Below are 22,846 nucleotides of genomic sequence, written 5' to 3'. Positions count from 1 at the left end.
GGGTCAGTGCGCTCCGGCGCTGCCTTCTTTGACGGTCAGCACGCGCGTCGACTCGCCCGGCTCGGTACGCCACCGGTGGCGTATGCCGCCGTGGTAATACACGGCGTCGCCGACCTCGAGGGCGAACTCCTGATCCTCCAGCACGACGACGAGGCGACCCTCGAGCACGTAGACGAACTCTTCCTCGTCGTGGACCCACCACAGGTCCTCCGAGAACGTCCCCGACATGACCATCGGCACGAAGCGCGGGTGGTCGCGCGCGAGCACGCGCAGGGGGCTGCCCCCGGCATCCAGCGGCGTCGCCTCGCTCGCGCGGAAGACGTGGAACTCCCCCTGGGTGCGCACCGCCGCGTCGGCGTCGTCCGTGAGCAGGGCCTGCTGGGTCGTGCCGAGCGCCTGGGCGACCCGGAACAGCGAGGTCATGCTCATCCGCTCGAGCCCGCGCTCGACCTGGCTGAGGAACGAGTGCGACAGCTCGGCCTGCGCCGCCACCTGGGTGAGCGTCATCCCGCGGCGCTGGCGGAGCGCGCGGATCCGCGCACCGAGCGCGCGGGCCGCCGAGGCCGGGCCGTCGTCGGCCAGGGGCGCGTCGGCGGCACGGCGGCGCGACGAGGCGGCATCGGACATGAGTGAAGACTATGACACACGAAAGGAAACCGAGATGACCGGCGCGACACCCACCGACATGCTCGAACCCGCGGCTCTCACTGCCGCGGCCTCCCCCGACTACGCGGCCCTCGAGGCGGACCTGGCGGCCGTCCTCGGCGTCCGGGGCGTCTCCAGCGACCCCCGGCAGCGGGAGAAGGCCTCGGTCGACGGCGCCCGGATGTCGCCGATCATCGCCGAACAGCTGCCCCTCGGCGTCGCCGACCTCGTCGCGTTCCCCGCCGACGCGCAGCAGATCGCCGACGTCGTGCGCATCGCCGTCGCGCACGGCGCCCCCGTGACGCCTCGAGGCAAGGGCACCGGGAACTATGGTCAGGCGATCCCGATGCCCGGCGGCCTGGTGCTGGACACCTCGCGCGCCCGCGGCATCGTCGAGGTGGGCGACGGGTGGATCACGGCCGAGGCCGGTACGCCCATGGCCGCGCTCGAGCAGGCGGCCCGCCAGCACGGCCAGCAGCTGTGGATGTACCCCTCGACCGTGCACTCGACGGTGGGCGGGTTCATCTCGGGCGGCTCGGGCGGCACCGGCTCGATCGCGCACGGCAGCAACCACGAGGGCTTCGTGCTCGCCCTGGACGTCGTGACCCCGGCATCCGGCGGTGAACTGGTGCACGTGGAGGGTGACGATGCCCTCGGGTTCGTGCACAACTACGGCACGGCCGGCATCATCGCGCGGGCGACGGTGCGTCTGGAGCCGATGAACGACTGGCGGGGCCTGTACGCGTCGTTCGACGACTTCACCGGCTCGATGTCGGTGCTGCAGCGACTCGCCGCCCTCCGTCCCTTCCCCCGGCTCGTCTCCGCGGACGACCCGCACGTGTCCGCCCAGCTGCCGCCCGACCCCGCGTTCCCCGAGGGGCGCAGCTCGCTGCGGACGATCATCGACGCGTCCCTCGTCGACGAGGCGACCGCCCTCATCACCGCGGCGGGCGGGCGCATCGAAGAGGTGCGGGAGGGCCCCCAGGTGTCGGCGGCCATCTCGGTGCTGAGCTACAACCATCCGATCGAGTGGCTGCAGAAGTCCGAGCCCGGCGTGTACTTCCACGTCGAGGTCGGCGGAGACGCCCTCATCGACCGTCACGACGAGGTCATGGCGGTCTACCCGGGCGCGCACCTGCACATCGAGGCGACCGCGACGCGTCCCATCGGCATGCTCGCGGGGGTCTACGAGAGCCCGGAGCAGGTCGCCGACGGCATCGCGGCCCTGACCGCGCTCGGAGTCGGCGTGCACAGCCCCCACCAGTGGAACGTCGACTTCCGCCTCTCCGAGACGGTGCAGCTCGCCCGGACGACCGACCCGCGGGGGCTGCTCAACCCCGGCAAGCTCGATCCCGCCTACGGCGGACCCGTGAAGGGGGCGATCCGATGACCGGCGAGTTCCCCTTCACCCCGACGTCTCGCCACTGGGCGGACCTGTCCGGCCCCGCGCTCACGGCGCTGCTGACCGAGCGCTCGATCGCCGTGGTGCCCATCGGCGCGATCGAGCATCACGGTCCGCACCTGCCGCTGCGCACCGACGCGCTGGTCGCCGAGACCATCGCGACGGCGGCCGTCGCGCGCGTCGCGTCCGCGGGGATCGACGCCTGGGTGCTGCCGACGATCAGCTACGCCAAGTCCGACGAGCACCACTGGGCGCCGGGCACCATCTGGCTCGAGGGCACGACCGTGCTCGACCAGCTCGTCGACATCGGCCGCTCGATCGCGATGACGCCGGCCAAGACGGTCGTGTTCGTCAACGGCCACGGCGGCAACGTCATGCTGCTCGGCTGGGCCAACCGCGAGCTGCGTCGACGCTTCGGTCTGCGCACCTTCTCGATGCCCGCGACGGCCGGAGGGGCCGGCGACGGCATCGACGGCCGCCCCGACGAGAAGGGACAGGGCATCCACGGCGGCTTCTCCGAGACGTCGCTGGTCATGCACCTGGCCCCCCACCTCGTCGCCCCCGACATGCCCGCCCGGAACGTCCCGGAGCACATCGCCGGCCTCACCCACATCGGCTTCAACCGCAAGCCGGTCATGTTCGGGTGGACGAGCGACGACTTCGGCCCCGAGGGCGTGATCGGCGACGCGACGGGCGCCAACGCGGCGCACGGCAAGGAGCTGTACGACCGGGGCGTGGACTTCGTCTGCGAGGCCCTCGCCGAGATCGACGGGTTCGTGTTCGGATGACCGCGTCGTACGCCCCCGGCATCCCTCCCGCGCCCGTCGTGATCGCCCACGACAGCGACCCGGTGCAGTCGGATGTCGCGTGGAGCGATCCCCTCGCCCTCGCCGCCGACTGGCTGCCCGCGCCGGGCGAGGACCGCCTGCTGATGACGGTGTCGACCATCGGGCTGGACGGCATCCCCGACGCGCGCACGACCATGCTCAGCGACTTCGACGGCGAACGATTCTTCTTCCACACCGATGCCGACAGCCGCAAGGCCGCCGAGCTGGCGGCCTCCCCCGGCGTCGCCCTCACCCTCCTGTGGCCGGGCTTCACCCGCCAGCTGGTCGTGCAGGGCACCGCGACGCGGTCGCCGCGTGAGGAGTCGGACGAGGCCTACCGGCGTCGATCGCCCTACCTCCAGCAGCTCGCCTGGCAGAACACCGCCGCGTATGCGCCTCTGCCGCTCGCCGAGCGGCGCGCACAGTGGAGCGCGTTCCTCGCCGCCCACGGCGGCGCCGAGCACCCCGCCTTCACGCCGCCCGAGACCTGGGCGGGTTACGCCGTGACGCCCCATCGCCTGGTGTTCTGGGTGTCGAACCCGTCCGCGGCGAGCCGCCGCCTCGCCTACACGCGCGTGGGCGACGGGTGGAGGTCGGAGGCCCTGCCCGGCTGACCGCGGTCAGGCGGCCAGCGACAGATACGGCTCCCAGGCCGGCTCGGAGCGCTCGGTGCCGCGCACCGTCCACTGCGGGCCGCGGGGCGGCTGGGGCAGCCAGCGCAGCTCCCAGCCCATCTCCTGCGGGGTGCGGTCGCCCTTCATGTTGTTGCAGCGCAGGCACGCGGCCACGAGGTTCTCCCACGAGTCGGCGCCCCCGCGCGAGCGCGGCAGGACGTGATCGATCGTGGTCGCGCTCTTGCCGCAGTACGCGCAGCGGTGGGCGTCCCGACGCAGCACGCCGCGTCGGGTCACCGGCACGCGACGGGCCCCCGGCACGCGCACGTACCGCGTGAGCACGATCACCGCCGGACGGTCGCACGAGCCACGGATCCCCCACACGGGATTCCCGTCGATGCGCTCGATGACGGTCGCCTTCTCGTTCATCACGAGCACGAGGGCTCTCTTGAACGAGACGACGGCCAGGGGTTCGTATCCGGCGTTCAGCACCAGTGTGCGCATGCGCGTTCCTCTCGAACGGCCGTCGATGGCTTCGACGGCTCTCCGTTGTCGACGCGGCACGGACGGGGCGGCGCAGGCACGAAAAAAGGCGCTGTCATGAAGACAGCGCCTTGAACCCGCGACGAATGTCGCGGCAGTCGTGCACACGATGCCGAAGGACATAGCGGCCGAGCGCATTCACGGTTCGAATGCGAGGTCCTGTGTCCATGCGGCTCCCCCTCGGCTGTGCGAGCGTCGGGATCAGGCTAATGCACGCAGCGACGACGCGGGCGAATGGCAGATGAACGGATGCCGCGTGTCGGGCCCGGTCACCGGGCCGCGACACGCGGCATCCGTTCATGCGCGATCAGCGGACGTTCGCGACGAGGAAGTCCTCGGCGTTGGTCCACGACCCGTTCACGTAGATCTCCAGGTGCAGGTGCGTGCCGTAGGCACGACCGGTGTCGCCGACCTGGCCGATGATCTGGCCGGCCCGCACGGTGTCGCCGACGACGACACGGCGGGTGCCGTAGGACATGTGCGCGTACAGCGACGTGACGGTGTTGCCGCCGATGTTGTGGGCGATCTTCACGTAGACGCCCCAGCCGGGGCCATCTTCGGTCGATTCGACCACGACGCCGTCCGCGATCGCGTAGATCGGTGTGTAGCGGTCGACCATGTAGTCGGTGCCCTTGTGCCCCGCGTAGGGCTCGCCGAAGTTGTTGAAGAACGGCAGCGGGCGCACGACGGAGCCGGCGGGCGCGATGGTCTCGGCGAGCGATCCGGAGTAGACGGCGGACGCCGTGGATGCCGCCGCGATCCGCGCAGCGGCCGCGGCCTTCGCGGCATCCTCGTCCTTCTTGGTCTGGATCTCCTCCGGCGTGGTGGCCGAGTAGCTGTCGCGCGCGAGGGCCGTGGGCGTGGCCTCGGAGGCGATGACGAGCGACTGCGCGTTCTCGGCGGCCACCTGTTGCAGCGTGACGGCTTCCGCCGAGCCGGAGCTCGTGGCGGCGAACGCGGGCACGATGGCGACGGTGGCGATGAGGCCGCCGACGGCGGCGACCGTCACGAAGCTGCGCACGGGGTGACCCGTGCGGCGTGCACGTCGTGCCGGTGCGGGGGTCGCGGCGGCGTCTGCGCGGACGGCGGGAGAGGTGGATGCGGAGCGGGCGAGCGTGAAACGGCGCGCGCGGCTCCGGAGAGTGGGTGTCGTCGCTTCGGACTCGGGTTTCTCCTGCGACGGGTCGAACTGATCAGCCAATTGTCCTCCGGCGCCTCTGCAGTCCTCCCCGGAGGCAGGATGCTGGTTCGTCGGCACTCGGTGTCAGGGCACAGATGTACGGGCTTCACCGCGCGAACGACGAACCGATGAGGCAATCCGTGCGGAGGTCCGTGGCGGGCTTCTCGCCACGTGGACTTTTCGAGGCTAGCGGAAGGTAACGAATAAGTCACGCAGAGTTCTTCGTACGCAGGCCCTTCCCTGGCGATGCTCAGGCTTGCGGGACCGCGTCGACGAGGAAGATGTGCGAGGCGACCTCGACCGGCAGCTCGAGTCCGTCGGGCTTGCCGGCCATCTGGACGAGCACGTAGCCCTCGCTGAAACGGAACTCTCCGACCCCGCCCGGCACCACGCCCGCGTCGCGCAGCTGGTCGAGCAGCTCGGGGTCGACCTGCACCGGCTCCGCGAGTCGGCGCACGGTCCCGCTGACGGGCCCGCCGGTCTCGTTGAGCAGCCGCACCAGGCCGACGACCCCGTCGTGGAAGGTGCGCGCCGGCACGTCGCCCAGCTGGTCCAGCCCGGGGATCGGGTTGCCGTAGGGCGATTCGGTGGGGTGACCGAGCAGCTCGATGAGCCGGCGCTCGACCAGCTCGCTCATCACGTGCTCCCAGCGGCAGGCCTCTTCGTGGACGTAGGCCCAGTCCAGGCCGATCACATCGCTCAGCAGGCGCTCGGCGAGGCGGTGCTTGCGCATCACGTCCACCGCCTTCTGCCGGCCGGTGATGGTCAGCTCGAGCGAGCGGTCGTCGGAGACGACCACGAGGCCGTCGCGCTCCATGCGTCCCACCGTCTGCGACACCGTGGGCCCGGAGTGCCCGAGGCGCTCGGAGATGCGCGCACGCAGGGGGACGATGCCCTCCTCCTCGAGCTCGAGGATCGTACGCAGGTACATCTCGGTGGTGTCGATCAGATCGGTCATGTGGCAGGCCTCGGTGCGCGTTCGTGGGTGTACTGCCAGCCTATCCGTTTCTCACGGCGTCCCGGCGGGGCCGCCCCCGCGCTCACCCTAGAATCGGGAGCATGGCCCACGTCACGCTGCCCCGCGAGATCCTGCCCGCCGACGGTCGCTTCGGTTGCGGACCGTCCAAGATCCGCCCGGAGCAGCTGGCTGCCCTGGCCGGTCCCGGCTCGGTGCTCATGGGCACCTCGCACCGCCAGGCTCCGATCAAGAGCCTGGTCGGCCAGGTGCGGATGGGACTCAGCGACCTGCTGCGTCTGCCCGACGGCTACGAGATCATCGTCGGCAACGGCGGCTCCACCGCCTTCTGGGACGCCGCCGCGTTCGGCCTGATCGAACGCCGCGCGCAGAACCTCGTCTTCGGCGAGTTCGGCGGGAAGTTCGCCGCGGCCGCGGCGGCGCCGTGGCTCGAGGCGCCCGACGTCCGCAAGGCGGATGCCGGCACCCGCACGGTCGCCGAGGCCGTCGAGGGCGTGGACGTATACGCGTGGCCCCACAACGAGACCTCCACCGGCGTCGCGGCGCCGATCGCTCGCGTCGCGGGCGATGACGGCGCGCTCACGGTGATCGACGCCACGAGCGCCGCGGGCGGCATCAACTTCGCGGTCTCGCAGACCGACGTCTACTACTTCGCGCCGCAGAAGAACCTCGGCTCCGACGGCGGGCTCTGGTTCGCCGCCGTCTCCCCCGCGGCGATCGAGCGGATCGAGCGCGTGGCGGCATCCGGTCGCTACATCCCCGAGTTCCTGAGCCTGAAGAACGCCCTGGACAACTCGCGACTGAACCAGACGCTCAACACGCCCGCCGTGGCGACGCTGATCCTGCTCGACAAGCAGCTCGAGTGGATCAACGGCAACGGCGGTCTGGGCTGGGCCGCCGCGCGCACCGCCGAGTCGTCGAGCGCGCTGTACGCGTGGGCCGAGGCCTCGCCCGTGGCGACGCCGTTCGTCGCCGACCCCGCCGACCGCTCGCCGGTCGTCGTCACGATCGACTTCGACGAGACCGTGGATGCCGCGGCCATCGCCGCGAGCCTGCGCGCCAACGGCATCGTCGACACCGAGCCGTACCGCAAGCTCGGCCGCAACCAGCTGCGGATCGCCACCTTCGTCTCGATCGAGCCCGACGACGTGCGTCAGCTGATCAAGGCGATCGACTACACGATCGCGCACACGCACGGCTGAGTCCCGCCGGGGCGGCGCGTCACCCGTGGGGTGAGCGTCCGCGGCGAGGGCGGGCCGGAGCGGCCTCAGCCCTCGTCGTCGTCCTCGTCGTCGTCGCTGTCATCGAGCACGTCGATGTCGACGCCGTCGACGTCTCCCGCGTGGAGGATCGGCGACCCGTCGTCGTCGAAGTCCGCGGCATCCAGATCGTCGACGTCGTCGAGCTCGTCGTCCAGCTCGTCGAGGTCGTCGTCGGACACGCCGTCCTCGTCCTCCGCGTCGTCCTCGGCGTCGGCACCGCGCTCGGCGGCCAGCGCCGCCTGTGCGGCCTGGTACTCGGCCAGTCGCACCGCCCACGGCACCCATTCGGGAGCCAGCAGCGCGCCCGCGCCCGGCAGCAGCTCAGCCTCCAGCACGGTGGGCTCGGCGTCCTCGACCACGGCGAGGCTCACCGTCCAGTACCAGCCCGGGTAGCCCTCCATCGTGTTGCCGAACCGCAACGACACGACGCCGCCGTCCTCGACGGTGTAGCCCGCGGGGGCGCCCACCGTGGCGGCGGGGGTGATCTCCGACAGCGCGGCGAGCGCCAGGTCGTGAGCCGCGAGCAGACGCTCGTCGGCGACGACGGGAGCCGAGCCCTCCGGCTCGGCCGCGCCGGAGTCGACGGACTCAGGCGTCGAGTTCATCGGCCACCTTGCGCAGGATCGCCGCGACCTTCTTGCCCTGACCCGCATTGGGGTAGTGGCCGTGGCGGAGATCGCCGCCGACCTTGTCGAGCAGCTTGACGAGGTCTTCGACCACGACGGCCATGTCGTCCGGCTTCATCCGGTTGCGCTTGGCGAGGCTCACGGGCGCGTCGAGCACCCGGACCGCGAGGGCCTGCAGCCCGCGCTTGCCGTCGGCCACACCGAAGTCCAGGCGCGTGCCGGCCTTGAGTCCCTCGGTGCCCGCGGGGAGGGCCGTGGCGTGCAGGAAGACGTCCTGGCCGTCATCGGTGGTGATGAAGCCGAACCCCTTCTCGTCGTCGTAGAACCTGACCTTGCCGGTGGGCATCGCACTGACCTCGCTCATCGGCGCCCGAACATGCGGACGCGGTGACATGGGGGCGTTCTGCCCCTGTCTCCAGCCTACGGCACCACCACGACTGCGGCGGGGACGCAGTAGGGTGATCCCGATGCCCTCTTCGTCCTCTCGCACTCCCGGCGCCGCCGACGATCTCCCGGTCCGGCGGATCGACCGCGTCCTCGCGTTCATGTCCCTGGGTCTGCTGCTGCTGTCGGTCGTCTGCTTCGTCGCGATCATGATCGGCTCGGCAACCGGCATGAAGCACGATGACTTCGGCCAGGGACTGTGGCCGCTCGTCGGCACCCTCGTCTACATCGCGCCCATCGTCGCCTTCGCGCTGCTGATGGCGGTGCTCATCATGACCTTCATCCGGAAGGCCCGGGTCGGCAAGGGCCGCTGACGTGACCGCCTCCGACGCGCGCGCACTCGCACAGCACCTGGTGCAGCGCGGCGACGACGCGCTGGCGAGCCTGCTCGCCGCCCGGCACATCGCCCCCACCGTCGGATGGAACGACGCCTTCGACGCGGCCGAGGCGCTCCTGGACCCCGCCTCCCTCGACCGCGCGCTCGTCGCGCTGACCGGCGACGAGGTGGACGCGCTCTCCGGCGACGGGCCGGTCCCGCCCGGCCCCGTGCGCGACACGCTCCACGAGCGCGCCCTGATCGACGCGGACGGGACCCCGTACACGGCGGTGCGCACCGCTTTGGAGACGATCCGCCGGCGCGGCGTCGCCACGGCATCCGGCGCCGTCGCCCCGCCCGCCGCCGAGGGGTCGGACGATGCCGGCGCCGCGGAGCGGGCCTTCGCCTCGCTCGGCTCGCTCGCCGACATCCTCCACGCCGCGCTCGCCCATCCCTTCGGGCGGATCGGCGCCGGCACGCTCGGCGCCGCCGACCGGCGCCGCCTCATCGAGGCCGGCATCGTCGACGACGCCGTCGCGGCCGACGAACTGGTCGTGATCGCCGAACGCACGGGGCTGCTGTCCGGGCAGGACAAGACGTGGCTGGTGACCCCGCGCGGAGCGCAGTGGCTGCACAGCGACACCCTCTCACGCTGGGCGGAGGTCGCGGCGGCGCTGCTGGACGCGCTCCCGCGTGGTGTGCGCCGGTGCGGCGGCGGCTGGCTGCCGCCCTACGCCTGGGCGGCGGCGTACCCGTTCGACTCGGCGTGGTCGGAGCGCGCCGCCGCGCTGCGCGCGCTGCTCGGGCGATGGGCGCTCCTCGACGATGCCGGCCGCCCGACGAGCTGGGCGCGCGACGTGTTCGCCGCGGCGGGCGACGACACCCCGGTGACCGGTGCGCTCGACCTCGACGCCCTGGCGGGGCTGCTCCCGGGCGAGGTCGATCGGGTCTACCTGCAGAACGACCTGACGGCCATCGCTCCCGGACCGCTCGCTCCCCACCTGGACATGCGGCTGCGCTCCGTCGCCCGCCGCGAATCGCACGCCCAGGCATCCACCTACCGGTTCACGCCGGAGACGATCGCCGACGCGCTCACCTCGGGCGAGAGCGCCGAGTCCCTGCGCGAGTTCCTCACGAAGCTGTCCCTCACCGGGCTCCCCCAGCCGCTGGCCTACGAGATCGAGCGGACGGCCCGCACCCACGGCACGATCCGCGTCGGCCCCGACAGCGAGGGCCGCACGCGTGTCACGAGCGACGACGACGCCCTGCTGCGCACGCTCGCCGTCGACCAGGCCCTGCGTCCCCTGGGCCTCGTGCCGGAGGGCGCCGACCTCGTGACCCGCAGCGGAGCCGACACGGCCTTCTGGATGATCGCCGACGCCCGCTACCCGGTGGTGGCCGTGGATGCCGGCGGACGGCGACGCCGCCTCGACCGCCATCGCCTCGCATCGGCGCCTCCCGCTGCCGCCCCGCGGGAGGAGACCTACGCCGTCCTGCTCTCCCGCCTGCGCGCCGCACCGTCGGAGGACGCCGACGCCGCGTGGCTCGGCCGTGAGCTCGACCAGGCCGTCCGCGCCCGCGCGACCATCGTGGTCGCGGTGCGCATGCCCGACGGCAGCGACCGCGAGTTCATCATCGAGGCCACCGGTCTCGGCGGCGGGCGCCTGCGCGGACTGGATCGCACGGTCGACGTGGAACGCACCCTCCCCGTCTCGAGCATCAGCGGCATCCGCCCCGCCGGAACGGCCTGAGCGACCCCGCGGCATCCGCCGCCGGGACGACCGACCGGCACCCGCGCCGACGCCGGTAGACTGGGACGCTATGGCTGACGGCCCCCTCATCGTGCAAAGCGACCGTACCGTGCTGCTCGAAGTCGCGCACCCGCAGGCGGAGACGGCGCGACACGAGCTCGCGATCTTCGCCGAGCTCGAGCGCGCACCCGAGCACATCCACACCTATCGCGTCACGCGCTTGGGGCTGTGGAACGCGCGCGCGGCCGGCCACACGGCCGACGACATGCTGGCGACGCTCGATCGCTGGTCGCGCTTCCCCGTGCCCGCCTCGGTGTCGATCGACATCCGCGAGACCGTGAACCGCTACGGACGGCTCGTCATCGAGCGGGATGCCGAGGGCGCGCTCGTGCTGCGCGGCACCGACCCCGCGGTGCTCGCCGAGGTCGGCAAGAACAAGCGCATCCAGCCGCTGCTGGTCGGTCGCCCGTCCCCCGACACGTACCTCATCGACGCGTGGGCACGGGGGCACATCAAGCAGGAGCTGCTGAAGATCGGCTGGCCGGCCGAGGACCACGCGGGCTACACGCCCGGGACGCCGCACGAGATCGACCTGCACGAGGACGGCTGGACCCTCCGCCCCTATCAGCGCCAGGCGGTCGACATCTTCAGCGAGGGCGGCTCCGGCGTCGTCGTGCTCCCCTGCGGCGCGGGCAAGACCCTCGTCGGCGCGGCCGCGATGGCCGAGACGAAGACCACCACCCTGATCCTCGTGACCAACACCGTCAGCGCCCGCCAGTGGCGCGACGAACTGCTCAAGCGCACGTCGCTGACGCCCGAGGAGATCGGCGAGTACTCCGGCCAGACCAAGGAGGTCAAGCCGGTCACGATCGCGACCTACCAGATCCTGACGGCGAAGCGGAAGGGCGAGTACGCCCACCTCGCGCTGCTCGACGCGCTCGACTGGGGACTCATCGTCTACGACGAGGTGCACCTGCTGCCCGCACCCGTGTTCAAGCTCACCGCCGATCTGCAGGCGCGCCGCCGCCTGGGCCTGACGGCGACGCTCGTGCGCGAGGACGGCCGCGAGGGCGACGTGTTCAGTCTCATCGGCCCCAAGCGCTTCGACGCGCCGTGGAAGGAGATCGAGGCCCAGGGCTTCATCTCCCCCGCCGTCTGCTACGAGGTCCGTGTGGACCTGCCGCCCTCCGACCGCCTCGAATACGCCGCATCCGCCGATGACGAGCGCTACCGCCTGGCCGCCACCGCGCACGCCAAGATCGGCGTCGTGAAGGACCTCGTGGCCCGCCACAGCGGAGAGCAGATCCTGGTGATCGGGCAGTACCTCGACCAGATCGACGTGCTCGCCGAGGCGTTGGACGCCCCCAAGATCACCGGCGCGACGCCCGTCGACGAGCGCGAGGAACTGTTCGCCGCATTCCGGGAGGGCCGCGTGCCCGTGCTGGTCGTCTCGAAGGTCGCGAACTTCTCGATCGATCTGCCCGACGCGTCGGTCGCGATCCAGGTGTCGGGATCCTTCGGCTCGCGCCAGGAGGAGGCGCAGCGTCTGGGCCGCCTGTTGCGTCCCAAGTCGAACGGGCACACCGCCAGCTTCTACACGCTCATCGCCCGCGACACCGTCGACCAGGACTTCGCCCAGAATCGGCAGCGCTTCCTCGCCGAGCAGGGGTACAGCTACACGATCCTGGATGCCGAGGGCATCGCCGCCGCGTAGCGCACCGCGTTTCGACTCGTCGCTGCGCTCCTCGCTCAACGACCGGAAAGCGCCCGCGCTTCGACTCGTCGCTGCGCTCCTCGCTCAACGCCCGGAACCGCACCGCGTTTCGACTCGTCGCTGCGCTCCTCGCTCAACGCCCGGAACCGCACCGCACCCCCGGTCGTTGAGCGAGCGGAGCGAGTCGAAACGCCCCGACGAGCGGGATGCTCACCACGCGGGAGCGGGCGGCGGCAGCAGCAGCGTCCGCGGCAGCGGGCGACGCACCAGCATCCACTCGACCACCGCGACGTAGCCGCCGATCAGCAGGAACGACCACAGGAAGCTGACGATGCCGGTCGTGCTCTCCGTCGGGCTCGATCCCGACGCGAGCGACAGCAGGAACGCCGTCAGGTTGTTCACCACGTGCAGCGCGATCGCCGCCTCCAGGCCCCCGGTGCGCCACGTGAGCCAGCCGGCGGCGACCGCGAACAGCCCCACGCCGATCTGGCCGAGCACGTCGTAGCCGTGGCCGAGGACGAACAGCGGCACGGGCAGCAGGATGGCGAACGCCGGATGCCGCAGCCATCGCCCGATGGCCTGCATGAGATATCCGCGGAAGATGTACTCCTCCGCGGCCGCCTGCACCGGCACCAGCAGCAGCACGACCACCGCGGTGATCGGCCAGGTCGGGGCCGGGCCGCCCGCGACCGGCTCCTCCATGCCGCCGGGGAGCAGGAACCCCACCGCGGTCAGCACCGCCGAGACGCCGACGGCGAGCGCGCCGCACAGCAGCATCCATCGCCAGCGCAGCCGGCCCGCGGCCGACGAGACGAGCCCGAGGCGCCGCCCGTTCACGATCAGCGACGCCAGGATGTAGGCCGGCAGCATCAGGGCGATCGTGCCGAGCAGGATCGCGACCATCAGCGGGTCGCCCATGTCGACACCGCCCGACTGGCCCAGGCGCGCGAGGCTGTCCAGCCGCTCCGGGTCGCGGAACAGCGCGATGCCGACGACGACCATGGCGAACACGAGGAAGGCGACGTAGATCGCCAGCCCCAGGATGCCGGTGACCAGCGGCGTCCACCAGCCCGAGCGTCGCCGCGCGAAGATCAGCCGGTGGAAGGCGAGGCCGCCGACGAGGGCGTCGCCCGGGAGGGCACGGGCCGGACGCGCGATCGGCGGCGCGACGGGCGGTATCGGCGGCGCGAACAACGGTGATGACGGAGGGACGGGGACCTGCGGCGCGGGCGTCGTCATTCACCCATCTTCGCCGATATCCAGCAAAGGGAAGGGTTGCGATGCCAGGATGGGCCTATGACCGCACCGCGCATCCTCGTCGTGGACGACGAACCGAACATCCGGGACCTGCTGGTCACGAGCCTGAGGTTCGCCGGCTATCAGGTGCGCGCCGTCGCCAACGGCGCCCAGACCATCTCGGCCGTCCTCGAGGAGGAACCCGACCTCATCATCCTCGACGTCATGCTTCCCGACATGAACGGGTTCAGCGTCACCAAGCGTCTGCGGGGCGCGGGATACACCGCCCCGATCCTGTTCCTGACGGCGAAGGACGAGACCGAGGACAAGATCGAGGGGCTCAACGCCGGCGGCGACGACTACGTCACCAAGCCGTTCTCGCTGGACGAGATCGTCGCGCGTCTGCAGGCCATCCTGCGCCGTACGATGCAGGCCGACGAGGAGTCCACCATCCGTGCCGGTGAGCTCACGATGGACCAGGACACGCACGACGTGACCGTCGGCGACGTCTCCATCGATCTGTCGCCGACCGAGTTCAAGCTGTTGCGCTATCTGATGCTCAACCCGAACCGGGTGCTCAGCAAGGCGCAGATCCTCGATCACGTGTGGGAGTACGACTTCAACGGCGATGCCGGCATCGTCGAGAGCTACATCTCCTACCTGCGCCGCAAGATCGACCCGTACTCGTCGGAGCCGCTCATCCAGACCAAGCGCGGCTTCGGCTACATGCTGAAGGCCGGCAAGTCCTCCTGACCGCCCGCCCATGACGGTGGACGGGGTGTACGCGGCGCACGCGAAGAAGAACGATCGCCTGACGTCGTGGTGGCGCGGCATCAGCCTGCGCGCCAAGGTGACGGGCGTCACGGTCGCGGTGCTCACCGTGGGCCTGCTCGCGGCCGGCTTCGGAACGGCCGTCTTCCTCCGCAACGCCCAGATCGCCGAACGCGACCAGTCGATCAGCCAGACCGTCACGCTCGATCAGGCCAGCAGCCTGCTCAACGTCGAGGTGGTCGAGGGCGTCGCGCAGTTCGAGCCGGCCGACTATCCGCCGCTCACCTCGTTCTCGATCGCCGTCTACGGCCCGGACGGCACCCTGCTGGCCACCGGCGGGCCGGCCCAGAGCGACGGTCCGGTGTTCCCGGCGACCTTCGGTCTCGATCGGACGCTCATGCAGGGCACGGCACCGTTCGAGCTGTTCTCCGCCGACGGCGAGACGGTGTACCACGCCGCCGTGGACGTGCTGCAGATCCCGGGGGCGCGGGAGAACAACGTGCAGCTGCTGGCGTTGCCGCTGACTCCGGTCACCCAGACCGTGGCCAGCTTCGTCGGCATCTACAGCATCCTCGCCATCCTGACGATCCTCGCCAGCGCCCTGCTCACCCGGTGGCTCGTGACGCTCGCGTTCCGCAGTCTCGGACAGGTCGAGCAGACGGCCATGTCGATCGCACGCGGTGACTTCGGTCAGCGCATGGGCGACATCGCCCCGGGCACCGAGGTGGGCAAGCTCAAAACCGCCATCAATGCGATGCTCGACCGGGTCGACCACGCCCTCGGGCAGCGCGATGCGACCGTGCTGCAGATGCGACGCTTCATCGGCGATGCCAGCCACGAGCTGCGCACCCCGCTCGTGACCGTGCGCGGCTACGCGGAGCTGTACCGGATGGGGGCGATCTCGGGCGACGAGCAGACGGCGCAGTCCATGGAGCGCATCGAGAAGGAGGCGATCCGGATGGGCGGCCTCGTCGAGGACCTCCTCGCCCTCGCCCGCCTCGACGAGCGCCGCGACATCGTCGTCGCCCCCGTCGACCTGCGCCCGATCGCGCGCGACGCGGTGCTCGATGCCCGGGCGACCGCGCCGGAGCGAACGGTGTCGTTCCTGGACGACGCTCCCGCGCCGCGACTGCTGCGCCCCGCATCCGCTCCCCCGACGAGCAGCTCGCCGACGCGGCGCCGTCCGCCGACGGCCGCGATCGGCGCGCTGCTGCGTCGGCGCCCGCGCCCGGGCGAAGAGACCGGCACGCCCGCGCCGGCGGAACGGCCTCCCGTTCTGGCGGCGAGGGAGCCCATCGTGCTCGGCGACGAGAACCGCATCCGCCAGGTGGTGGCGAACCTCTTGGGCAATGCCCGCCGCTACACGCCGGAGGGCTCGCCGGTGGAGCTGGCCGTGGGCGTCGACGAGCCGGCGGGCATGGGCTGGATCTCGGTCATCGACCACGGCGACGGCATCCCGCCCCAGCTCCGCGACAAGATCTTCCAGCGGTTCTGGCGCGCCGACACCTCTCGCACGCGCGAGACGGGAGGCTCGGGCCTCGGGCTCTCGATCGTCGCCTCCGTGGTCGAGGCGCTGCACGGATCCATCGTGGTCAGCGAGACGCCCGGCGGCGGCGCGACCTTCCGGGTGGCCTTCCCGCTGGCCCAGGCGCGGGATGCCGCCGAGCACCTGTTCATCGAGACCCAGCCGCTGCCGCGCCTCCACGCGGACTCCTGAGGGCGCCGCCTCCTCCCCGCACGGCTGGCGCCCGACGCCGTCCACGGGAGCGGCGCCCGCCCCGCGCGCGGCCACGCGCGCCGCGTAGCGTGGGGGCCCCGTCGAAAGGAGATCCCATGACCGCCTTCAGCGTCGATGCGGACGCCGTCCTCGCCGCCACCGGTGCGATCCGCGGCACCGCCGACCGGCTCCAGGCCGAGACCGCCGCGATGCTGGGTCAGCTCACCCAGCTCCAGGGCACCTGGACCGGTGGCGCCGCCGTCGCGTTCCAGAGTCTCGTCGATCGCTGGCGCAGCGCGCAGACCGAGCTGGAGAGCGCCCTCACCGACATCGGGACCGCCCTCGGTCACGCGGGCGCGCAGTACGCGCAGACCGAGGTCGCGGCGGCGGGCCTGTTCCGCTGACGGCATCCGGGAACACAGAAAGGCCCCTCCGAGGAGGGGCCTTTCCGATGAGGGTCGGACTCAGAAGTCCATGCCACCCGTGGGGTCACCGGCGGGCGCGGCAGCCTTCTCGGGCTTGTCGGCGACGACGACCTCGGTGGTGAGGAACAGACCCGCGATCGACGCGGCGTTCTGCAGCGCCGAGCGCGTGACCTTGGCCGGGTCGATGATGCCGGCGGCGAACATGTCGACGTACTCGCCGGTGGCCGCGTTCAGGCCCTGGCCGACGGGCAGCTCCGACACCTTGTTCGCGACGACACCGGGCTCGAGACCGGCGTTCAGCGCGATCTGCTTCAGCGGGGCCTCGATGGCGACCTTGACGATGTTCGCACCGGTTGCCTCGTCGCCCGTGAGCTCGAGCTTCTCGAACGCACGCTTGCCGGCCTGGATGAGCGCGACGCCACCACCGGGGACGATGCCCTCCTCGACGGCCGCCTTCGCGTTGCGGACGGCGTCCTCGATGCGGTGCTTGCGCTCCTTGAGCTCCACCTCGGTGGCCGCACCCGCCTTGATGACGGCGACGCCGCCGGCGAGCTTGGCGAGGCGCTCCTGCAGCTTCTCGCGGTCGTAGTCGCTGTCGGTGTTCTCGATCTCGCGCTTGATCTGGGTCACGCGACCCTCGATCTGCGCGGACTCGCCGGCACCCTCGACGATCGTGGTCTCGTCCTTGGTGACGATGACCTTGCGCGCCTTGCCGAGCAGGTCGGTGGTGGCGTTCTCGAGCTTGAGACCGACCTCCTCCGTGATGACCTGGCCGCCGGTGAGGATCGCGATGTCCTGCAGCTGGGCCTTGCGACGGTCGCCGAAGCCGGGGGCCTTGACGGCGACCGACTTGAAGATGCCGCGGATCTTGTTGAGCACGAGGGTCGCGAGGGCCTCACCCTCGACGTCCTCCGCGATGATGACGAGCTCCTTGCCCTCCTGGATCACCTTGTCGACGATCGGCAGCAGGTCCTTGATGTTGGAGATCTTCTGGTTCGCGATGAGGATGTACGGGTCCTCGAACACCGCTTCCTGACGCTCCGGGTCGGTGACGAAGTAGGGGTTGATGTAGCCCTTGTCGAAGCGCATGCCCTCGGTGAGCTCGAGCTCGGTGCCGAAGGTGTTCGACTCCTCGACGGTGACGACACCCTCCTTGCCGACCTTGTCGATGGCCTCGGCGATCAGCGCGCCGATCTCGGGGTCGGCGGCGGAGATGGATGCCGTGGCGGCGATCTCCTCCTTGGTCTCGACCTCCTTCGCCGATGCGAGCAGCTCGTCGGAGAGAGCCTTGACGGCCTTCTCGATGCCCTTCTTGAGCGAGATGGGGTCGGCCCCGGCGGCGACGTTGCGCAGGCCCTCGCGAACGAGCGCCTGGGCAAGGACGGTCGCGGTGGTCGTGCCGTCACCGGCGACGTCGTCCGTCTTCTTGGCGACCTCCTTGACGAGCTCCGCGCCGATCTTCTCGTACGGGTCGTCGAGCTCGATCTCCTTGGCGATCGAGACGCCGTCGTTCGTGATCGTGGGGGCGCCCCACTTCTTCTCGAGCACGACGTTGCGACCGCGGGGGCCCAGGGTCACCTTGACGGCGTCGGCCAGGATGTTCAGGCCACGCTCGAGGCCGCGGCGGGCCTCCTCGTCGAAAGCGATGATCTTTGCCATAAGTGTGTCGTCCCTCCCGGACGTGAGGATGAGTCTTTAGCACTCGCGAGGATGGAGTGCTAACTCATTCTGGCACTCTGGCATGACGAGTGCAAGCCGCCGACGCCCGGCGCGGCGACACGCGCCGAACCGCCGCCGAAGGCGCGCGGGAGGAGGGTCGACGCGGGGTCAGGCGACGACGCGGACCGACTCGGCCTGCGGGCCCTTCTGGCCGGCACCGACGGTGAACTCGACCGTCTGCCCCTCCTCGAGCACCCGGAATCCGGACATGTCGATGTTGGAGTAGTGGACGAAGACGTCCTGGCCATCGGTGACGGTGATGAAGCCGAAACCCTTCTCGGCGTTGAACCACTTGACGGTACCCTGGGCCATGCGAATCTCCTGATGCTGCGGTGGGACGTCGCAATGCTAACCAGCGCTCGCGGCGCGAAAACGCCGATCCGGCAACTGTTGACACGCGCGCATCGAAGTGTTCACACGCGTGAAACACTCCCCCGCGGAGGTCGCGTCCGCGCGGTGTCAGCCGGCCGGCGTGGCGCCGGCATCCGTGCGATCGGCGCCGATCACGACGACCAGCAGCGTGCTGCCGTCGCCGCCGGCCAGCCCCGCATAGGCGTCGCTGAGGGAGACCGTCGCACCGCCGATGACCTGCGCGAGGCCGCGGGCGGCGCCCTCCTCGGCGGGATCCGAATAGAACACGGTGGTGGTCTGGAACCCCGTCGAGCCGGCATCGCCGGCCGTGACGTCGTCGGCGGCCCAACCGGCGGCCACGATGGTCTGGGCGAGCGCGCCGGCGAGCCCCGACTGCGTGGTGGCGTTGAGCACGGTCACCTTGAACGACGGGTCGACGACGGGCTCGGCCGTCGCGATCGGCGTCGGGGTCGCGCTCGGCGTCGGGAACAGGGTCACGCGCCCGGTCGCGACCAGCGTGCCGAAGATGCCCACGGCGACGAGGACGACGATCGCGATCGCCGACCACAGCACCACCACGCCCCCGCGCATCCGCGGGTTCTCGGCGCGATGAGCACCGATGCGGCCCCCGTCGAGGGGCAGATCATCGAAGCGGTCCTGGTGAGCGGGGGTTCTCGGCACCACAGAATGCTATCGGCCCGTTCCCGTGGGAACCGCGGGAACGGCGGCGCGGCCTGCGCGCTCGCGTTCGCGTGCCTCGCGCAACCGGCGCAGCCGGTGCACGAGCATCGCATCGTAGGCCGCCGCATCCGGCTGGTCGACGACCCGGCCGAGGAGCTGGTAGTAGCGCGCCGGCGCGAGCCCGAGCTCCGCGCGGATCGCCTCCTCCTTGGCCGCATCGTGACCGCTCCAGCGCGACTCGAAGTCGAGGAGCAGGCGGTCACGGTCGGCGAGGGGCACACTTCACGCTAACGCGGCGAGGACGTTTCCCCCTCGCGCCACTCCAGCCAGGAGCCGAGCGGATCGGCCATCGCCACGATGCGCCCGTCGAGGGCGAGGGCGAACCCGTCCGACGACGGCTCCTGCGCGTGCGCTCCCACCTGCCAGCCGCGATGCAGCGTCGGGGCGTCGAGGGTGATCCACCGTCCCGCAGCGCGCACGTCGTCGATGAGGACGTGGCGGGCATCCCACGGGATGTGGGCCAGCACCCCCGGGGTCTGGATGACGAGTGTCGCCTCCCGCGGCGCCGCGGCGACGGCGCGGGCGAGCTGGGCGGAGCCGTCGCCGGCGAGGAGCAGCGGCGGGTCGGCCGCCGCGATGCGCAGCGCGTCGGCGACGCGTTCGACGCGGCCCTCCTCGCCCGGCCAGACGAGACCGGTCAGCCAGGCGGCCGTCGCGCGATCGGTCGGCGCGAGCGGTGCGAGATCGATCCCGGCGCGCCAGACGATCGTCGGAGAGCGCAGCGGCGGTACGAGCGGGCCGCGCAGCACGCTGTGCAGGACCACCTCCGACGTGCCGTCGTCGGGGTCGAGGGCGATCTCGCCGTCCGGGGTCGCGTAACGGTAGGAATAGCGGTCGGGGTAGAGGCAGAGTCCGGCGCTCGCACCGATCTCGAGCAGGGCGATCGGCCCCTCGATGAGGCTGAGCGCGGGCAGCAGAGCGGCGCACCGCAGCGGCTCGTTCGTCTGGAGCGACCGGCGGGCGCACTCCCCGACGACCTCGTCGGCGTGGCGCAGGAGCCACTCCCGCCACACCGCGTAGGGCGGCTCGCCGGAGCCCAGCAGGCGCGCGACGGCGAAGACGAGCGGCGGCTGACGGTGCATCGGGGCGATCCGCGCCAGGACGGACTGCACCGTCCGGTCTGCGGCGACGCCGGCCGCCCAGTCGGCGTACACGGCCGAGCGCCCGGGCGCCTCCTTCCGCGCGAAGCGCGCGTAGCGTTCCGCGACCGCGGCGATCTCTGCATCCACGGGCTCCATTCTCGCCGGGACGGAGCACGCCCCCGCGACGTCGGGTTGAATGGAGGTGGACTAAGGAGCCAGATATGACCTACCACGTCACCAAGACCGACGAGCAGTGGCGTTCGGAGCTGACCCCCGAGCAGTACGCCGTCCTGCGTCAGGCGGGGACGGAGCGCGCATGGACCGGCGAGCTCCTCGACGAGAGCCGCGCGGGTCTCTACACGTGCGCCGCGTGCGGCGCCGAGCTCTTCCAGAGCGGCACGAAGTTCGACTCGCACTGCGGGTGGCCGAGCTTCTACGAGTCGGTGCGGCCGGAGGCCGTGGAGCTCATCGAGGATCGCAGCCACGGCATGGTGCGTACGGAGGTGCGCTGCGCGAACTGCGGGTCCCACCTGGGCCACGTCTTCCCCGACGGCTTCGGCACGCCCACCGGCGACCGGTACTGCATGAACTCGCTGTCGCTCTCGTTCACGCCGCAGGGCGAGGCGGACGCGTCGTGATCGACGCGGTCACCGACTACCCCGCCCTCGCGGCGGTGCGCGGGCGGCGGTCGTGGTCGAAGGTGACGGATGCCGCCCCGACCCGTGCCGAGCTGCTCACCCTGGTGTCGGCGGCCGGCCGCGTCGCCGACCACTCGTCTCTGCGCCCGTGGCGGGTGATCGAGCTGCGCGGCGATGACCGACTGGCCCTCGGTGCGGCCATCGCGACGGCCGAGGGCGACGACAAGCCCTCGACGAAGCCGTTGCGGGCACCCCTCGTGCTCGCGATCGTCGCCAGTTACCGCAAGAGCGACAAGGTGCCCCGCTGGGAGCAGGAGGCCGTCGCCTCGGGCGTCGCGCACATGCTGAGCCTGCTGCTGGACGAAGCGGGCTGGGGCGTGATCTGGCGCACGGGTCGCTACACCCGCGCCAAGGCCGTCGCGAAGGCGCACGGCCTCGGCGCGGACGAGGAGCTGCTCGGGTGGCTCTACGTCGGTGGCAAGCCGCAGGGCGCGCGCCCGGGACGGCGGACCTCGGTCGACCCTCGATCGCACCTGACGCGGATGCCGGCGGCGACGGTCTCCGGCGAGAAGGCGGACGCCGCCGCGGCGAAGGCGAAGAAGAAGGTCAAGAAGAAGAAGAAGAAGGACTAGTCCGCCGGCGCCGCCACGGCGCGGCGGCGATGACGACGGACGCCCCGGCCACGAGCACCATCAGCAGCTCCGTGACCCAGCCCGAGCCCGAATCGGCGGGCCACAGGGCGTCGATCGCGAACGCGGTGCCGAGCTGGCCGACGACCACCCCCAGGCCCAGCAGCAGCACACCCGTGTGGGCGACGAGAGCCGCCGACAGGAAGATGTAGGCGACGCCGACGACGCCTCCGAGGTACAGCCAGCCGGCCGCGGGGAGCTCGGCGGGCGGTCCCACGAGCGCGACGTGGACGGCCGCCGCGATCGCGAGCACGATCGTCCCGCCCAGGAAGTTGACGAAGGTCGCCGTCAGGGGCGTGCCCACGCGCTGACGAAGTCGTCCGTTGGTCGCCTGCTGCCACGCGATGCCGACGCCCGCCAGGAACGGCAGCAGCAGCATCCACCACGGGATGCGGTCGAGCACGCCGCCCTGCAGGGAGATGCCGACGGCGACGAGCGCGAGCATGCCGCCCGCGACACGCGGCATGGTGACGGCGACGACGCCGGCCGGGCCGTAGCCGATGCGGTCGAGCACGAGTCCGTTGAGCGTCTGCCCGGCGACGACACCCACGGTGAACAGCGACACGCCGATGACCGCGACGGCGAGCCCCTGCGTGGCGACGGTGAGCGCTCCGGCCAGGCCGCCACCCAGCATCCACCAGGGGATCGTGCGCGCACGGATGCCGAGGACGAGGGCCGTGACGCCACGACGGCCGGCCGGCAGGACGGCAGAGAGCACGACGAGCACGGCCAAGCCGGAGGCGAAAGAGACGACGGCGGCGACGAAGCCGTCGCCGATGTGCAGACCGAGCTGGCCGTTGATGCGCGCCTGGATGGCCGTCAGCACACCGACGAGCACGGCGCCCCCGAGGGCGACGCCGGCGGGCAGCCGGTGCGTCGTCGGAGGTGTCACGAGTCCTCAGCCTATCCGGGCAGGACGGCGGGACCCGGCTGCTCAGTCGTAGCCGAGGATGCAGATCGCTTCGGTGATCGGGTCGGGTTCGGTACGCGGGTCGTGCTCGTCCACGAGATCGAATCTAGGGGCGTCCGACGCGGGAGGCCAGCCGCATCGCCGTGCATAACGACAACGCTCTCCGCGCGCCGACCTCTGGACGCGGGTTGCACGACGCACACGACCGCTATATCTTCTTTTCTACACGATCGATCCCTGATTATATACACCAAACGTCACAGTTTG

25 protein-coding genes are annotated in these 22,846 nt (G+C 71.4%); 12 read left to right on the top strand and 13 right to left on the bottom strand.

The annotated features are described in order from the left end of the window. Positions 1-3 precede the first annotated feature (3 nt). Positions 4-627: a helix-turn-helix domain-containing protein gene (locus L0965_RS05210; RefSeq protein ID WP_082808072.1), complete on the bottom strand. Its 624-nt coding sequence runs from the start codon at positions 625-627 to the stop codon at positions 4-6. A gap of 34 nt (positions 628-661) precedes the next feature. Between L0965_RS05210 and L0965_RS05205 the strand changes: the two genes are divergently transcribed. Genes L0965_RS05205 through L0965_RS05195 form a run of 3 tightly spaced genes read left to right on the top strand, consistent with a single transcriptional unit; the run spans position 662 to position 3,488 of the window. Next, a complete protein-coding gene (locus tag L0965_RS05205; protein WP_232784007.1) occupies positions 662-2,035 on the top strand; it encodes an FAD-binding oxidoreductase in 1,374 nt (457 codons plus the stop codon). Beyond that, positions 2,032-2,835 (top strand): creatininase family protein, encoded by an 804-nt coding sequence (locus L0965_RS05200; RefSeq protein ID WP_060959170.1) that lies wholly within the window; start codon positions 2,032-2,034, stop codon positions 2,833-2,835. The genes L0965_RS05205 and L0965_RS05200 overlap by 4 nt, the downstream gene beginning before the upstream one ends. Next, positions 2,832-3,488, top strand: coding sequence for a pyridoxal 5'-phosphate synthase (locus L0965_RS05195; protein ID WP_101305873.1), 657 nt, complete (start codon positions 2,832-2,834; stop codon positions 3,486-3,488). Before L0965_RS05200 ends, L0965_RS05195 begins: the two co-directional genes overlap by 4 nt. A 6-nt stretch (positions 3,489-3,494) precedes the next feature. Here L0965_RS05195 and L0965_RS05190 read toward each other — a convergent pair whose 3' ends face one another. The 3 genes from L0965_RS05190 to L0965_RS05180 form a co-directional block, all read right to left on the bottom strand. Then, the gene (locus L0965_RS05190; RefSeq protein ID WP_101305872.1) at positions 3,495-3,992 is read right to left on the bottom strand and encodes an HNH endonuclease; all 498 of its coding nucleotides are present in this window, start codon (positions 3,990-3,992) and stop codon (positions 3,495-3,497) included. Positions 3,993-4,338: 346 nt separating this feature from the next. Next, positions 4,339-5,052 carry a M23 family metallopeptidase gene (locus L0965_RS05185; RefSeq protein WP_223848874.1) on the bottom strand — a complete coding sequence of 238 codons (714 nt, stop codon included), beginning with the start codon at positions 5,050-5,052 and terminating at the stop codon, positions 4,339-4,341. A 409-nt stretch (positions 5,053-5,461) separates the two neighbouring features. Next, positions 5,462-6,169 (bottom strand): metal-dependent transcriptional regulator, encoded by a 708-nt coding sequence (locus L0965_RS05180; RefSeq protein WP_060959166.1) that lies wholly within the window; start codon positions 6,167-6,169, stop codon positions 5,462-5,464. A 101-nt stretch (positions 6,170-6,270) separates the two neighbouring features. Here L0965_RS05180 and serC point away from each other — a divergent pair, with 101 nt between their 5' ends. After that, positions 6,271-7,389, top strand: coding sequence for a phosphoserine transaminase (gene serC, locus L0965_RS05175; RefSeq protein WP_061782276.1), 1,119 nt, complete (start codon positions 6,271-6,273; stop codon positions 7,387-7,389). A 65-nt stretch (positions 7,390-7,454) separates the two neighbouring features. On the opposite strand, the gene L0965_RS05170 is transcribed toward serC, so the two are convergent. Further along, positions 7,455-8,054 carry a DUF3027 domain-containing protein gene (locus L0965_RS05170; RefSeq protein WP_101305871.1) on the bottom strand — a complete coding sequence of 200 codons (600 nt, stop codon included), beginning with the start codon at positions 8,052-8,054 and terminating at the stop codon, positions 7,455-7,457. After that, complete coding sequence (locus tag L0965_RS05165) at positions 8,038-8,421, bottom strand: cold-shock protein (protein ID WP_060959180.1); 384 nt, start codon at positions 8,419-8,421, stop codon at positions 8,038-8,040. Before L0965_RS05165 ends, L0965_RS05170 begins: the two co-directional genes overlap by 17 nt. A 121-nt stretch (positions 8,422-8,542) precedes the next feature. On the opposite strand from L0965_RS05165, the gene L0965_RS05160 reads away from it, so the two are divergent. The 3 genes from L0965_RS05160 to L0965_RS05150 all read left to right on the top strand — a co-directional run bounded on the left by L0965_RS05160 (position 8,543) and on the right by L0965_RS05150 (position 12,300). Then, complete coding sequence (locus tag L0965_RS05160) at positions 8,543-8,833, top strand: hypothetical protein (protein ID WP_060959179.1); 291 nt, start codon at positions 8,543-8,545, stop codon at positions 8,831-8,833. 1 nt (position 8,834) lies between these two features. Beyond that, entirely contained in the window at positions 8,835-10,586 is a 1,752-nt protein-coding gene (locus tag L0965_RS05155) for a helicase-associated domain-containing protein (RefSeq protein WP_101305870.1), read from the top strand. A 70-nt stretch (positions 10,587-10,656) separates the two neighbouring features. After that, positions 10,657-12,300: a DNA repair helicase XPB gene (locus L0965_RS05150; protein WP_060959853.1), complete on the top strand. Its 1,644-nt coding sequence runs from the start codon at positions 10,657-10,659 to the stop codon at positions 12,298-12,300. 210 nt (positions 12,301-12,510) lie between these two features. On the opposite strand, the gene L0965_RS05145 is transcribed toward L0965_RS05150, so the two are convergent. Then, the gene (locus L0965_RS05145; protein WP_232784006.1) at positions 12,511-13,539 is read right to left on the bottom strand and encodes a CPBP family intramembrane glutamic endopeptidase; all 1,029 of its coding nucleotides are present in this window, start codon (positions 13,537-13,539) and stop codon (positions 12,511-12,513) included. Between the two features lie 57 nt (positions 13,540-13,596). Between L0965_RS05145 and L0965_RS05140 the strand changes: the two genes are divergently transcribed. The 3 genes from L0965_RS05140 to L0965_RS05130 all read left to right on the top strand — a co-directional run bounded on the left by L0965_RS05140 (position 13,597) and on the right by L0965_RS05130 (position 16,428). Then, on the top strand, positions 13,597-14,289 hold the full coding sequence (locus tag L0965_RS05140; protein WP_060959854.1) for a response regulator transcription factor: 693 nt from the start codon (positions 13,597-13,599) through the stop codon (positions 14,287-14,289). Positions 14,290-14,299: 10 nt separating this feature from the next. After that, on the top strand, positions 14,300-16,024 hold the full coding sequence (locus L0965_RS05135; RefSeq protein WP_061782273.1) for a cell wall metabolism sensor histidine kinase WalK: 1,725 nt from the start codon (positions 14,300-14,302) through the stop codon (positions 16,022-16,024). A 116-nt stretch (positions 16,025-16,140) separates the two neighbouring features. Beyond that, the gene (locus tag L0965_RS05130) at positions 16,141-16,428 is read left to right on the top strand and encodes a WXG100 family type VII secretion target (RefSeq protein WP_060959856.1); all 288 of its coding nucleotides are present in this window, start codon (positions 16,141-16,143) and stop codon (positions 16,426-16,428) included. 60 nt (positions 16,429-16,488) lie between these two features. Here the strand turns inward: L0965_RS05130 and groL are convergent, their stop codons facing one another. From groL to L0965_RS05105, 5 genes are all read right to left on the bottom strand, one after another. Beyond that, on the bottom strand, positions 16,489-18,108 hold the full coding sequence (gene groL, locus L0965_RS05125) for a chaperonin GroEL (protein ID WP_005051072.1): 1,620 nt from the start codon (positions 18,106-18,108) through the stop codon (positions 16,489-16,491). Positions 18,109-18,276: 168 nt separating this feature from the next. After that, the gene (locus L0965_RS05120) at positions 18,277-18,480 is read right to left on the bottom strand and encodes a cold-shock protein (RefSeq protein ID WP_005051075.1); all 204 of its coding nucleotides are present in this window, start codon (positions 18,478-18,480) and stop codon (positions 18,277-18,279) included. 147 nt (positions 18,481-18,627) lie between these two features. Next, positions 18,628-19,200, bottom strand: a complete 573-nt coding sequence (locus tag L0965_RS05115) for a LytR C-terminal domain-containing protein (RefSeq protein ID WP_101307179.1) — start codon at positions 19,198-19,200, stop codon at positions 18,628-18,630. Positions 19,201-19,209: 9 nt separating this feature from the next. Continuing rightward, positions 19,210-19,479 (bottom strand): DUF3263 domain-containing protein, encoded by a 270-nt coding sequence (locus L0965_RS05110; RefSeq protein WP_060959857.1) that lies wholly within the window; start codon positions 19,477-19,479, stop codon positions 19,210-19,212. Between the two features lie 8 nt (positions 19,480-19,487). Beyond that, a complete protein-coding gene (locus L0965_RS05105) occupies positions 19,488-20,498 on the bottom strand; it encodes a DUF2332 domain-containing protein (RefSeq protein ID WP_101305869.1) in 1,011 nt (336 codons plus the stop codon). A 65-nt stretch (positions 20,499-20,563) separates the two neighbouring features. On the opposite strand from L0965_RS05105, the gene msrB reads away from it, so the two are divergent. Together msrB and L0965_RS05095 are read left to right on the top strand one after the other, a co-directional pair. Continuing rightward, positions 20,564-20,980, top strand: coding sequence for a peptide-methionine (R)-S-oxide reductase MsrB (msrB, locus tag L0965_RS05100; protein WP_060959858.1), 417 nt, complete (start codon positions 20,564-20,566; stop codon positions 20,978-20,980). Beyond that, the gene (locus L0965_RS05095; RefSeq protein ID WP_101305868.1) at positions 20,977-21,612 is read left to right on the top strand and encodes a nitroreductase family protein; all 636 of its coding nucleotides are present in this window, start codon (positions 20,977-20,979) and stop codon (positions 21,610-21,612) included. The genes msrB and L0965_RS05095 overlap by 4 nt, the downstream gene beginning before the upstream one ends. Here the strand turns inward: L0965_RS05095 and L0965_RS05090 are convergent. Next, the gene (locus L0965_RS05090) at positions 21,587-22,561 is read right to left on the bottom strand and encodes a DMT family transporter (RefSeq protein WP_101305867.1); all 975 of its coding nucleotides are present in this window, start codon (positions 22,559-22,561) and stop codon (positions 21,587-21,589) included. The genes L0965_RS05095 and L0965_RS05090 overlap by 26 nt on opposite strands. Between the last annotated feature and the right edge of the window lie 285 nt (positions 22,562-22,846).

This window comes from Microbacterium sp. NFH-22A-Y, assembly GCF_021401375.1.
GTDB lineage: Bacteria > Actinomycetota > Actinomycetes > Actinomycetales > Microbacteriaceae > Microbacterium > Microbacterium hominis.
This window is presented reverse-complemented; position numbering and strand designations above follow the sequence as displayed.

Coding starts and splice junctions, on each gene's coding strand:
- L0965_RS05210 (WP_082808072.1), bottom strand. CDS start 627: ATGTCCGATGCCGCCTCGTCGCGCCGCCGTGCCGCCGACGCGCCCCTG.
- L0965_RS05205 (WP_232784007.1), top strand. CDS start 662: ATGACCGGCGCGACACCCACCGACATGCTCGAACCCGCGGCTCTCACT.
- L0965_RS05200 (WP_060959170.1), top strand. CDS start 2,032: ATGACCGGCGAGTTCCCCTTCACCCCGACGTCTCGCCACTGGGCGGAC.
- L0965_RS05195 (WP_101305873.1), top strand. CDS start 2,832: ATGACCGCGTCGTACGCCCCCGGCATCCCTCCCGCGCCCGTCGTGATC.
- L0965_RS05190 (WP_101305872.1), bottom strand. CDS start 3,992: ATGCGCACACTGGTGCTGAACGCCGGATACGAACCCCTGGCCGTCGTC.
- L0965_RS05180 (WP_060959166.1), bottom strand. CDS start 6,169: ATGACCGATCTGATCGACACCACCGAGATGTACCTGCGTACGATCCTC.
- serC (WP_061782276.1), top strand. CDS start 6,271: ATGGCCCACGTCACGCTGCCCCGCGAGATCCTGCCCGCCGACGGTCGC.
- L0965_RS05170 (WP_101305871.1), bottom strand. CDS start 8,054: ATGAACTCGACGCCTGAGTCCGTCGACTCCGGCGCGGCCGAGCCGGAG.
- L0965_RS05165 (WP_060959180.1), bottom strand. CDS start 8,421: ATGCCCACCGGCAAGGTCAGGTTCTACGACGACGAGAAGGGGTTCGGC.
- L0965_RS05160 (WP_060959179.1), top strand. CDS start 8,543: ATGCCCTCTTCGTCCTCTCGCACTCCCGGCGCCGCCGACGATCTCCCG.
- L0965_RS05150 (WP_060959853.1), top strand. CDS start 10,657: ATGGCTGACGGCCCCCTCATCGTGCAAAGCGACCGTACCGTGCTGCTC.
- L0965_RS05145 (WP_232784006.1), bottom strand. CDS start 13,539: ATGACGACGCCCGCGCCGCAGGTCCCCGTCCCTCCGTCATCACCGTTG.
- L0965_RS05140 (WP_060959854.1), top strand. CDS start 13,597: ATGACCGCACCGCGCATCCTCGTCGTGGACGACGAACCGAACATCCGG.
- L0965_RS05135 (WP_061782273.1), top strand. CDS start 14,300: ATGACGGTGGACGGGGTGTACGCGGCGCACGCGAAGAAGAACGATCGC.
- L0965_RS05130 (WP_060959856.1), top strand. CDS start 16,141: ATGACCGCCTTCAGCGTCGATGCGGACGCCGTCCTCGCCGCCACCGGT.
- groL (WP_005051072.1), bottom strand. CDS start 18,108: ATGGCAAAGATCATCGCTTTCGACGAGGAGGCCCGCCGCGGCCTCGAG.
- L0965_RS05120 (WP_005051075.1), bottom strand. CDS start 18,480: ATGGCCCAGGGTACCGTCAAGTGGTTCAACGCCGAGAAGGGTTTCGGC.
- L0965_RS05105 (WP_101305869.1), bottom strand. CDS start 20,498: ATGGAGCCCGTGGATGCAGAGATCGCCGCGGTCGCGGAACGCTACGCG.
- msrB (WP_060959858.1), top strand. CDS start 20,564: ATGACCTACCACGTCACCAAGACCGACGAGCAGTGGCGTTCGGAGCTG.